The organism is Streptomyces sp. NPDC093225, assembly GCF_044753805.1.
GTDB lineage: Bacteria > Actinomycetota > Actinomycetes > Streptomycetales > Streptomycetaceae > Streptomyces.
In genome coordinates this window covers 1-11,516 of sequence record NZ_JBIVNX010000098.1, presented here as the reverse complement: position 1 = coordinate 11,516, position 11,516 = coordinate 1, and the positions used below count along the sequence as shown (strand labels likewise).

Genomic DNA, 11,516 nt, shown 5'->3' with positions numbered 1-11,516 from the left:
GCCAGGGGCGGAGCCCCCTTGCCCCAGGGGTGGGCCTGCCGCAGGGCCTGCAGGCCATGACGCCTCAAGAGGCGAGGGGACCCACACACCACGGGGCGCCCTCCGCAGCCCCCTCGACGTCCCAGCACGGGGGCGTCCCCCACAAGCCCACCACGGAACCGCCCCCACCGGCCCGCCGCACCCCGAACCCTCACACCCCGCGCACCCGCACCGGGAGCCGCGGTTCCGCCCCCTCCCCGGAGCCGCTCGTACCACCGACCCCAGGGGCGTCGTCGCGCGTCACCACCACCTGCCCCGCCCGCCACCGGGCCGTGAACCGCTCCACCTCCGGCACCTCGAACCCGTCCCCGGCGTCCCGCACCAGCAGCCCGCCCCCGGTCCGTCCGAGCGCCGGCGCCCACGCCTCCAGTTCCAGCCCCTCCGCCCCGGCCACCGGGAGCACCGCCCCGGCCCGCGCCAGCACCGGGATCCGTCCCGGCGGGGCGTCCAGCAGCACCTGGCCCGGTCCCTCGTACGCCGTGCCCGTCGCCGTGTCGTACCAGCGCCCGCGCGGCAGCCGCACCGCCCGCCGGTCCGCCCCCGGTTCCAGGACCGGCGCCACCAGCAGCGCGTCGCCCAGCAGGAAGGCGTCCTCGCAGTCGCGCAGCGCCCGGTCCTCCGGCGCGTTCCACCACAGCGGCCGCACGTACGGCGCCCCGGTCCGCCGGGCCAGCTGCGCCAGCGTCACGAAGTACGGCCGGAGCCGCTCGCGTTCGGCCAGCGCCGCCCGCGCGTGCTCCAGCACCTCCGGCCCGAACTCCCACGGCTCGCGCCGCCCCGCCCAGATCGCCGCGTGCGTCCGGAACAGCGGGAGGTACGCCCCCAGTTGGAACCACCGCAGGAACAGCTCGGGCGACGGCGAACCGCCGAAGCCCCCGACGTCCGGCCCCGAGTACGGGACCCCGCACAGCCCGAGCCCCAGCACCAGGGCCAGCGAGGCCCGCAGTCCCGGCCAGCTGCTCTCCACGTCCCCCGACCACGTGCCGCCGTACCGCTGCATCCCGGCCCACCCCGAGCGCGAGAAGAGGAACGGCCGCTCGTGCGGGCGCAGCCGCACCAGCCCCTCGTACCCGGCCCGGGCCATGCCCAGGGCGTACACGTTGTGCGCCTGCCGGTGGTCGCCGCCGGCGCCCTCCAGCGCGTGCCGGGCGGACCGCGGCAGGGTCATGTCCCCGTACGGCCGGAAGGAGACCGGCTCGTTCATGTCGTGCCACACCCCGGAGAAGCCCTGCGCGAGCCGCTCGGCGTACAGCCCGCTCCACCACTCCCGGGCCGTCGGATCGGTGAAGTCCGGGTACACGCACTCGCCCGGCCACACCTCGCCGCGCACCTCGCGCCCGCGCGCGTCCCGTACGAACGCCCCCGCCGCGCGCCCCTCCCGGTACAGCGGCTCGTCCTCGGCCGCCCGGACCGCCGGGTCCACGATCGACACCAGCCGCACCCCCTGCCCGCGCAGCTCCGTGGCCAGGCCCGCCAGGTCCGGGAAGGCCTCCTGGTCCACCGTGAACACCCGGTGCCGGTCGTAGTGGTCGATGTCCAGGTGCACGGCGGACAGCGGCAGGCCCCGGTCCCGGTAGCCGGCGACGACCCGGCGCACCTCCGCGGCGCTGCCGAAACCCCAGCGCGCGTGCTGGTGGCCCAGCGCCCACGACGGCGGTACCGCGGGGGCGCCCGTCAGGGCCGCCCAGCCCTGGAGCACCCGGGCGGGCGTGCCCACCAGCACCCAGGTCCGCAGCGGCCCGCCGTCCATGCGCAGCTCGGACGTGCCGGGCCGGTCCTGGCCGGAGCCGGCGCCCTCCTCGCCCTCGCGCAGGGACACCCGCCCGTCCCAGGTGTTGTCGTGGAACACCAGGTGCGTGCCGACGTCGGCGACGACCAGCTGCACCGGCATCGTGATGTAGAGCGGGTCGTCGCCCGGGCCGAAGCCGCCCTTCGGGTCGGTGTTCCACAGCCGGTACCGGCCGTCGCGCAGCCGGGGCCCGGCGGCCCGGCCGCCCAGCCCGAAGAACCGGGCGTCCGCGGCCACTTCCGACCGCTGCAACCACCGTGCGCCCTCCTGTGCGCCCCCGAGGGCTCCCCGTGCGCCGGGTGCCTCCACCGGGCGCCCGTCCACCGCCCCGGAGCCCCCGTCCAGGGCTCCCGGCTCCCCGTCCACCGCTCCCGGTCGTCCGTCGACAACCCCCGGTCGTCCGTCCGCCGCCCCCGGGCTCCCGTTCACGCCCGGCCCCACCGGCTCCCACCACCGCGGCGGCAGGTCCCGCCGCAGCACCGCCCCACCGGGCGTGCGCACCTCCACGGCGCCCGTCCGGGACACGACCACCGTCGCCCGCTCCGAGACCACCCGCCAGCCGCCGTCGGTGTCCGGCTCCAGCACCGCCCGCGGGTCCGGCTCCGGCTCCCCGCCCGCCAGCGCGTACGACGGCGCCGGCCCGGCCCCGTCCCAGCCCCAGAACACCGCCCCGCCGACCGCGACCAGCACCCGCAACTCCGAACGGGCGAACCGCAGCACCCCGCCACCGGGCCGCGGCTCCGCCCCCGTCAGCGCCCCGGGAACCCGCGCCCGCTCCCGCCCCCGCGCCGGCAGCTGCGCCGCGTCGGCGCGGTCGTGGCGCAGCGCCGCGCGCCAGGCGCGCAGCCCGCGCGCCGATCCCACGTCTTTGACCGCTCGTACCAGTTCACGCCCGTTCATGCTGATCACCCTGCCATCGGGCCGCCGTCGTGGGGGCTCCGTTCAACTGGCGTTCACCCACATCCGGGACGCGCCCGACCTGTGGGCGGCCGCTCTGGTGCGTATGTCGATCACATGGCATGGTCCCTGTGAGCCGCCGCGCGCACACCCCGCGCACGGTGGCACCGTACGCACACGAAGCGCGCACGCGCCGGACGAGCACGCACACCGACCCGGGAGCCAAGACCCATGACCGAAGCCACTCCGCAGCCCGCACCCCTGTGGCAGCCGAGCCCCGGGCGGATCGCCGCCGCCCGGGTCACGGCCTTCCAGAGCTGGGCCGCCGAGCGGTACGGGGCGCCCGCCGAGGGCGGCTACGCCGCACTGCACCGCTGGTCGGTGGACGAGCTCGACACCTTCTGGCGGGCCGTCGCCGACTGGTTCGACGTCCGCTTCGGCACCCCGTACGAGCACGTGCTGGGCGAGCGCGCCATGCCCGGCGCCCAGTGGTTCCCCGGCGCCACCCTCAACTACGCCGAGCACGCCCTGCGCGCCGCCGAGGACCCGGCCCGGGCCGCCGACGCCGCCCTGCTGTACGTCGACGAGACCCACGAGATCGAGCCGGTGACCTGGGCCGAGCTGCGCCGCCAGGTCGGTGCGCTGGCGGCCCGGCTGCGCGAACTCGGCGTCCGCCCCGGCGACCGCGTCAGCGGCTACCTGCCCAACATCCCCCAGGCCGTCACCGCCCTGCTCGCCACCGCGGCCGTGGGCGGCGTGTGGACGTCCTGCGCCCCCGACTTCGGCGCCCGCAGCGTCCTCGACCGCTTCCAGCAGGTCGAGCCGGTCGTCCTGTTCACCGTGGACGGCTACCGCTACGGCGGCAAGGAGCACGACCGCCGCGACACCGTCGCGGAGCTGCGCGCCGAGCTGCCCACCCTGCGCGCCGTGGTCCACATCCCGCTGCTCGGCACGGCGGCGCCCGAGGGCGCCCTCGACTGGGCGGAGCTGACCGCCGGCACCGACGAGCCCGTCTTCGATCAGGTGCCCTTCGAGCACCCGCTGTGGGTCCTGTACTCCTCCGGCACCACCGGCCTGCCCAAGGCCATCGTGCAGTCCCAGGGCGGCATCCTCCTCGAGCACCTCAAGCAGCTCGGCCTGCACTGCGACCTGGGCCCCGAGGACCGCTTCTTCTGGTACACCTCCACCGGCTGGATGATGTGGAACTTCCTCGTCTCCGGTCTGCTCACCGGCACCACCGTGGTCCTCTACGACGGCAGTCCCGGCTACCCCGACACCGGCGCCCAGTGGCGCATCGCCGAGCGCACCGGGGCCACCCTGTACGGCACCTCCGCCGCGTACGTGATGGCGTGCCGCAAGGCCGAGGTGCACCCGTCCCGGGACTTCGACCTCTCGGCGGTCAAGTGCGTGGCCACCACCGGCTCCCCGCTGCCCCCCGACGGCTTCCGCTGGCTGCGCGACGAGGTGGCCGACGACCTGTGGATCGCCTCGGTCAGCGGCGGCACCGACGTGTGCAGCTGCTTCGCCGGCGCCGTCCCCACCCTGCCCGTGCACATCGGCGAGCTGCAGGCCGCCTGCCTGGGCACCGACCTGCAGTCCTGGGACCCCTCGGGCAAGCCGCTCACCGGCGAGGTCGGCGAGCTGGTGGTCACCAACCCCATGCCGTCCATGCCGGTGTACTTCTGGAACGACCCCGACGGCAGCCGCTACCGCGACAGCTACTTCGAGATGTTCCCGGGCGCCTGGCGGCACGGCGACTGGATCACGATCACCGACCGCGGGTCCGTGGTCATCCACGGCCGCTCGGACTCCACCCTGAACCGGCAGGGCGTCCGGATGGGCTCCGCCGACATCTACGAGGCCGTCGAGCGCCTCCCCGAGATCAAGGAGTCCCTGGTCATCGGCCTGGAGGAGCCGAACGGCGGCTACTGGATGCCGCTGTTCGTCCACCTCGCGCCCGGTGCGACCCTGGACGACGCGCTGCGCGACCGGATCAAGCGCACCATCCGCGAGGAGCTCTCGCCGCGCCACGTGCCCGACGAGATCATCGAGGTCCCGGGCGTGCCCCACACCCTCACCGGCAAGCGCATCGAGGTCCCGGTCAAGCGGCTCCTGCAGGGCACCGAGCTGGCCAAGGCCGTCAATCCCGGCTCGGTGGACGACCTCGACCTGCTGCGCTTCTACGAGGACCTCGCCCGCACCCGCAAGCAGGCCTGACCCCCGCCCGGGCCCGACCGCCGGGTCGGGCCCGGGCGCCGGGGGTCCGGCTCGGCCCGGCGGTCGGCCCGGGCGCCCCGGCGCCGAGCGCCTTCACCCCCCGTACGTGGCCTCGGACTCGCCCAGCACCCGGGCGAAGTCCGCGGCCAGCCGTACCGCGTCCGCCTCCGGCAGGGCCGCGCTGGTGATCCGTACCGCCGGCGGGCTCCCGATCCGGAAGCGCTGACCGGCCGCCACCCACCAGCCGTGCGTGCGCAGCCCGTTCACCACCGCCGACTCGTCCCGCACCGGCACCCACACGTTCAGCCCGCTCTCCGCGTGCGCGGCGACCCCGTGCCGTGCCAGCGCCGCGACCAGTGCCGTACGCCGCTCCGCGTACACCCGTTCCGCCCCCGCGATCAGCACCCGGGCCGACGGATCGGCCAACAGCCGCGCCGCGGTCTCCTGGAGGATGTGGCTCACCCAGCCGGAGGTGAGCAGCAGCCGCCCGTCGTGCCGCGCCAGCGTCGTCGGATCGCAGGCCATGGCGGCCCAGCGCAGGTCCACGCTGAGCTGCTTCGACGCGGTCCGCACGTGCGCCCAGCGCGGCAGCCCGCCCGTGGTCAGGGAGTGCAGGGGCACCCCGGAGATGTCGGAGTTGTGGTCGTCCTCGACCACCAGGACGTCCGGGAACTCCTCCAGCACGGCCAGGAGTTCCGCCCGCCGCCCGGCCGTGAAGCGGCCGCCGCGCGGGCTCTGCCCCCGCGGGCTGCACAGCACGGCACGCGCCCCGGCGCGCAGGGCCCGCCCGAGCTCCTGCGGCCGCATCCCCTCGTCGTCCACCACCACCGGCAGCATCCGCAGTCCCAGCGCCGGCACCAGGTCGAGCAGGTGGTGGAAGCCCGGATCCTCGACGGCCACGCTGTCGCCCGGCCTGAGTTCGGTCGACAGCAGCCTCGAAATGCAGTCGAGCGTGCCGTGCGAGAAGGTCACCGACCCGTCCGGCACCCCGTCGCGGGCGAACCAGGCGCGGGACAGCTCCTCCAGCGCCGGCAGCCGGGGGCTCCCGCGGTGCGAACCCTGCACCGGCGACACCTCCGACGGGGGAGAGAGCACCGGCAGCAGCGCCGGATCCGGGTGACCGCCGGCCAGGTCCACCACGCCCCCGGGGACCCGCGGCGGCCGCCGCGAGCCCACGGCCGGCGCGTGTGCCACCACCGTGCCGCCCCGCCCGCGCGTGACCACGATGCCGCGCTGGCGCAGCTCCTTGTAGGCGGTCGCCACGGTGCCCGGGCTGACCCCGAGGTCCTCGGCGAGGCGGCGTACGGGAGGCAGGGCGGCACCCGGACCGAGGCGGCCGTCGGCGACGGACCGCTCCACGGACGCGGCGATCTCCCTGGCGTTGGTCCCGGCGAAAGAATATTGTGTTGCCACGTACTCAATTATGTATCGATACAAACTCACGTCAAGGGGGAACCGTGAGCCAGACCCCGATCCACCGCGCCTTCGCCGCCCTCGCCCGCACACCCGGCGGCCCCGACGGCCGCCGCGTCCTCACCCTGTCCCTCGTGGACAAGACCGGAACCGGCCTGTGGTCCGGCGTCTGCGTCCTCTACTTCTCCACCGTCGCCGGCCTCGGCCTGGCCGAGGTCGGCCTGCTCATCGCCGTCTCCTGCGGAATCGGCATCGCCGGCGCCCCGATCGCCGGCCGCATCGCCGACCGGGTCCCGATCACCCGTCTGCTGGTCTGGCTGAACGTCGTGCGCGCCCTCGGCGCCCTCGCCCTCCTCACCACCCAGGACTTCTGGCTCCTGCTCGCCTACTCCGCCGCGGGCAGCCTCGCCGACCGCGGCGCCAACGTCACCACCAAGCTCTACGCCGCCCGCATCGCCGGCCCCGACCGGGTCCGCTTCCAGGCCCTCAACCGCACCGTCATGAACATCGGCTTCGGCATCGGCGGCCTCGCCGCCGCCGGCGCCCTCGCCATCGGCACCGTCACCGCCTACCGCGCCCTCCTCCTCGGCGACGCCCTCTCCTACGTCGCCATGGCCCTGATCACCCTGCGCTGCACCGAGCCCACCGCCCCCACCAAGGTCGTCGCGGGCTCCGACCACCCCGCCGACCAGGCCACCGCCCCGCCCGCCACCCGCCCCACGAGCCCCTGGCGCGACCGCACGTACCTGCTCTACACGCTCACCGAGACCGTCCTCTTCCTCGACGACGCCATCTTCAAGGTCGGCATCCCGCTCTGGATCGTCCACGCCACCGACGCCCCGCACGGCCTCGCCCCGCTGCTGATGGTCCTCAACAACGTGCTCGTCGTCCTCTGCCAGGTCCCGCTCGCCCGCTTCGGCACCACCTCCGACGACGCCCGCCGCCTGCTGCGCCCCCTCGCCCTCGCCTTCGCCGTCGGCTGCCTCGCCATGGCCGCCTCCGCCCTCGGCGGCCCCTGGACCGCCGGAGTCGCCCTCGTCGTCGGCGCCACCGCACTCACCTTCGCCGAGATGGTCCACGCGACCGCCTCGTGGGAGCTCTCCCTCGCCCTCGCCCCCGAGCAGGCACAGGGCGCCTACCTCGGCGTCCACGGCCTCGCCGCCGCCGGCCAACGCAGCATCGGCCCCCTCGTCGCCACCGCCGCCGTCGCGGCCGGGCCCCTCGCCTGGGCCGCCCTCGGGGCCGTCCTCGCCCTCACCTGCGCCGGCCAGGACCGGCTCGTCCGCACGGGACTCGCCCCCACCCCGCCGCCGCTGTCAGTGCCGCCGGTTACGGTGAGTGAGCACTGACCGGCATCGCCGTTGGGGGGAACCATGGCGTACACCAAGCACAGCGGAAGCCTGCGACGCACCCTGCGCCGCGAAGCCCCGAGCACCGTCGGCCTGCTCGCCGACCCCGAGGACTTCGCGGCCATGACCCGCTACCCGAGCTTCCCCTTCGAGGACCACCTCACGTACCTGCACCAGGTCGACGGGCTCCTCAGATCACTCTCCGCACAGGGCATCCACACCACCGTCGTCCTCTTCGACAGCGAGGACTACGCCGACTACTGCGCCCAGACCGGACTCGACCCCGACTCCCCGGACGGCCGCACCCGCTTCACCGCCGAACTCGCCGGCACCGGCGCCGGCCTGGCGTACGAGGGCCAGCCCATCACCGACCTCGTCCCCCTCGTCATCGACGAGACCGTCCGCCAGGCCACCTGGGAGTACGCCACCCTGCTCCTGGCCGGACTCGGCCCCTGCGCCGACTGCGGTGAGGAGATCGGACCGGCCACCTTCGACCGCGCGACCCGCATCCTGCGGGACCTCCTGGCCGCCGCCGGCCCCGGCCACCACCACCTCGTCTGCAGCGTCCCGGCCGACGAGGAGCAGCTCACCACCGTCCTGCACGCCGACGGCCGGGACCCCGCCGAGGGCCCGCCCGAGACCGGACCGCCGTTCGACAGCCGCGCCGGCCTCGACTTCGTGACCGTCCTCGCCGCCGGACTCGCCACCCGTGGCCCCGGCGGACTCGTCCTCAGGACCACCGCACCGGACCGGCCGGACCGCGTGCACGCCTGGCGCCTCGACCGGGGCCGACTGCGCCCCCTCTCCGCCGCCGAGGTGTTCAACGCGTACTGCACCGACGCCGAGACCGGCGAACCCGTCCCACCCGAACCCGGCGTCGACTACTGCCCCGGCTACCCCGTCGACGACACCGACCCGCACCACCCGGCCGACCCGGGAGGCCGCACCGGCCCCGGGGGCGACCGACCCGGAGGCCCCGGCGGACCGCCGGGCGGAGGACCGGGCGACCGGCCCACCGGCTGACCGGGGCGGGACCGGGCGACCGCCCCGCCCCGCGGACCACACGACCGAGGGGCTCCCCGCCCACCGGCAGGGAGCCCCTCGGCCCACACGTCACGCACGCCCGCGCGGACGGCTCATCCGGTCACTCTCCGGACAGCACCGCCTGCGCGGCCACCCGCGCCTCCTCGGCGGTGTCCGCTGCCCGCGCCGCGGCCGCCGCCCGCTCGCACTGCGCCAGCGTGTACTTCGCCAGCGTCGCGCGCACGTAGGGAATGGCCGCCGCACCCATCGACAGGCTGGTCACGCCCAGACCCGTCAGCACGCACGCCAGCAGCGGATCCGACGCGGCCTCGCCGCAGACGCCACAGCTCTTGCCCTCGGCCTTGGCCGCCTCGGCGGACATCGCGATCAGGTCGAGCAGCGCCGGCTGCCACGGGTCCTGCAGCCGGGACACCGCACCCACCTGGCGATCGGCCGCGAACGCGTACTGCGCCAGGTCGTTGGTGCCCAGCGACAGGAACTCGACCTCCTGAAGGATCGAGCGCGCCCGCAGCGCGGCCGACGGGATCTCCACCATCGCGCCGAACTTCGCCCGCAGACCGGCCTCCCGGCACGCGTCGGCGAAGGCCCGCGCATCGGTACGGTCGGCCACCATCGGCGCCATGACCTCCAGGTACACCGGCAGGCCCTCGGCGGCCTTCGCCAGCGCGCCCAGCTGCGTGCGCAGCACGTCCGGGTGGTCCAGCAGCGACCGCAGACCGCGCACGCCCAGCGCCGGGTTCGGCTCGTCAGCGGGCGTCAGGAAGTCGAGCGGCTTGTCCGCGCCCGCGTCCAGCACGCGCACGACCACCCGCCCCTCGGGGAAGGCCTCCAGCACCTTGCGGTACGCCTCGACCTGCTTCTCCTCGGACGGCGCCTTCCTGCTGTCGTCCAGGAACAGGAACTCGGTGCGGAACAGGCCCACGCCCTCCGCACCCGCCTCCACGGCCGCCGGCACGTCGGCCGGACCGCCCACGTTGGCCAGCAGCGGCACCTTGTGCCCGTCGGACGTGGCGCCCGGACCCGACGAGGCCGCCAGCGCCGCCTTGCGTTCGGCCGCGGCCGACTCCAGCTCCGCCCGCTTCTCCGGGCTCGGCTCGACGAAGATGTCGCCCGTGCTGCCGTCCACCGCGATGACCGTGCCCTCGGCCAGTTCCCCGGCCCCCGGCAGCGCCACCACGGCCGGCACGCCCAGCGCCCGTGCGAGGATCGCGCTGTGGCTGGTCGGCCCGCCCTCCTCGGTCACGAAGCCGAGCACCAGAGCCGGGTCCAGCAGCGCGGTGTCCGCCGGCGCCAGGTCCCGCGCGATCAGCACGTACGGCTCGTCGCTGTCCGGCACGCCGGGCATCGGGACGCCCAGCAGCCGCGCCACGATCCGGTTGCGCACGTCGTCCAGGTCGGCGACCCGGCCGGCCATGTACTCGCCGGCCCCGGCGAGCAGCTCGCGGTAGGAGGCGAACGCGTCGTACACACCGCGCTCGGCGGTGCTGCCGACGGCGATCCGCCGGTCCACGTCCGCCATGAGCTCCGGGTCCTGCGCGATCATGGCCTGGGCCTCCAGCACGTGCTGGGCCTCGCCGCCGGCCAGCTGACCGCGCGCGATCAGGTCGGCCGCCACGGCCTCCACGGCCTTGCGGGCGCGCCCCTGCTCGCGCTCCGCATCCTCCGCGGGGATCTGCTTGGCCGGCGGCTCGAGTACGGCCGTACCCATGTGCCGGACCTGGCCGATCGCCACACCGTGGCTGACGCCGACGCCTCGCAGCGTTGTCTCCATCTCACCCGTCTCCGATAGTGCGGCGGTAGTGCGCGCCGCGATGAATGAACGAACCGCCTGAGCGGGGGAGGGCGTCAGGCCCAGCTGAAGAGGACGTCACCGCTCTTGACGTCGCCGACCTCGACCACGTCGCCGAGCGAGTCGGCGGTTGCCTCCAGCGCGACGATCGGGCAGATCGGGGACTTGCCGGCCTCCTCGACGGCCGCCGGGTTCCAGCGCACGACGGCCTGGCCGCGGGTGACGGTGTCGCCCTTGGCGACCAGGAGCTCGAAGCCCTCGCCGTTCAGCTGGACGGTGTCGATGCCCAGGTGGGTGAGGACGCCGTGACCCTCGGCGTCGACGACCACGTACGCGTGCGGGTGGAGAGAGACGACGACGCCGTCGACCGGAGACACGGCCTCGGAGGGCTCGCGCACGGGGTCGATGGCGGTACCCGGACCCACCATCGCGCCGGAGAACACCGGGTCGGGCACGGCGGCCAGTCCGATGGCACGCCCGGCAAGAGGGGACGTCACGGTGGTCATGGATTGCCTCCCAGGGGTGGGGCTGCGACGGTCGCCGCTCACTACGTGTGCACGGAACGACGCACTGTGCAGAAGGTTATGTCATGAGAAGTCCGGGTTCGCCCGGTGTTGATACCCACCGGGTTGGCCCTTCGTCCGTGAGACTAGTGGACTAGACCGGTGGACTAGACCACTGTCCCACATCGATTTGCGATCCGCTGCACGGGAGCTGTACTGTCTTAAGTCCTGCCCGGCCGCACCACGTGAACTTCACGTGAACGACGGTGGGTGGGCACCCACTTCACTTCGCTGATCCGATCTCGATCCGTCGGCTCGTTCGGCATGCACCTCGCATGTCGGGCCGGTTGGTCGGAGAGAAGGAAAAGTACTGGTAAAGTGGGAAACGCCGAAAGGGAAAAGCCCCCCGAGAGGGAAACGGGCCGGAACCGGAAAGCGCCGAGGAAATCGGATCGAGAAAAGATCTGATAGAGTCG

General features: G+C 74.7%; 7 protein-coding genes. 3 read left to right on the top strand and 4 right to left on the bottom strand.

The genetic code is table 11. The annotated features are described in order from the left end of the window. Positions 1 to 190 precede the first annotated feature (190 nt). Entirely contained in the window at positions 191 to 2,728 is a 2,538-nt protein-coding gene (locus ACIQCH_RS38005; protein WP_402588873.1) for a glycoside hydrolase family 31 protein, read from the bottom strand. 228 nt (positions 2,729 to 2,956) lie between these two features. On the opposite strand from ACIQCH_RS38005, the gene ACIQCH_RS38000 reads away from it, so the two are divergent. After that, on the top strand, positions 2,957 to 4,942 hold the full coding sequence (locus ACIQCH_RS38000; RefSeq protein WP_402588871.1) for an acetoacetate--CoA ligase: 1,986 nt from the start codon (positions 2,957 to 2,959) through the stop codon (positions 4,940 to 4,942). Between the two features lie 93 nt (positions 4,943 to 5,035). Here the strand turns inward: ACIQCH_RS38000 and ACIQCH_RS37995 are convergent, their stop codons facing one another. Continuing rightward, complete coding sequence (locus tag ACIQCH_RS37995) at positions 5,036 to 6,355, bottom strand: GntR family transcriptional regulator (RefSeq protein WP_402588869.1); 1,320 nt, start codon at positions 6,353 to 6,355, stop codon at positions 5,036 to 5,038. A 44-nt stretch (positions 6,356 to 6,399) separates the two neighbouring features. Here ACIQCH_RS37995 and ACIQCH_RS37990 point away from each other — a divergent pair, with 44 nt between their 5' ends. Both ACIQCH_RS37990 and ACIQCH_RS37985 read left to right on the top strand, forming a co-directional pair. Further along, positions 6,400 to 7,704 carry an MFS transporter gene (locus ACIQCH_RS37990; protein ID WP_402588867.1) on the top strand — a complete coding sequence of 435 codons (1,305 nt, stop codon included), beginning with the start codon at positions 6,400 to 6,402 and terminating at the stop codon, positions 7,702 to 7,704. 24 nt (positions 7,705 to 7,728) lie between these two features. Beyond that, on the top strand, positions 7,729 to 8,727 hold the full coding sequence (locus ACIQCH_RS37985; protein WP_402588865.1) for a hypothetical protein: 999 nt from the start codon (positions 7,729 to 7,731) through the stop codon (positions 8,725 to 8,727). Between the two features lie 121 nt (positions 8,728 to 8,848). On the opposite strand, the gene ptsP is transcribed toward ACIQCH_RS37985, so the two are convergent. Next, a complete protein-coding gene (gene ptsP, locus ACIQCH_RS37980) occupies positions 8,849 to 10,519 on the bottom strand; it encodes a phosphoenolpyruvate--protein phosphotransferase (protein ID WP_402588863.1) in 1,671 nt (556 codons plus the stop codon). 74 nt (positions 10,520 to 10,593) lie between these two features. Further along, positions 10,594 to 11,043: a PTS glucose transporter subunit IIA gene (locus tag ACIQCH_RS37975; protein ID WP_402588861.1), complete on the bottom strand. Its 450-nt coding sequence runs from the start codon at positions 11,041 to 11,043 to the stop codon at positions 10,594 to 10,596. Between the last annotated feature and the right edge of the window lie 473 nt (positions 11,044 to 11,516).

Bases quoted from the DNA above. Each gene is read 5' to 3' on its own strand.
- ACIQCH_RS38005 (WP_402588873.1), bottom strand. From the start codon at position 2,728: ATGAACGGGCGTGAACTGGTACGAGCGGTCAAAGACGTGGGATCGGCG.
- ACIQCH_RS38000 (WP_402588871.1), top strand. From the start codon at position 2,957: ATGACCGAAGCCACTCCGCAGCCCGCACCCCTGTGGCAGCCGAGCCCC.
- ACIQCH_RS37985 (WP_402588865.1), top strand. From the start codon at position 7,729: ATGGCGTACACCAAGCACAGCGGAAGCCTGCGACGCACCCTGCGCCGC.
- ptsP (WP_402588863.1), bottom strand. From the start codon at position 10,519: ATGGAGACAACGCTGCGAGGCGTCGGCGTCAGCCACGGTGTGGCGATC.
- ACIQCH_RS37975 (WP_402588861.1), bottom strand. From the start codon at position 11,043: ATGACCACCGTGACGTCCCCTCTTGCCGGGCGTGCCATCGGACTGGCC.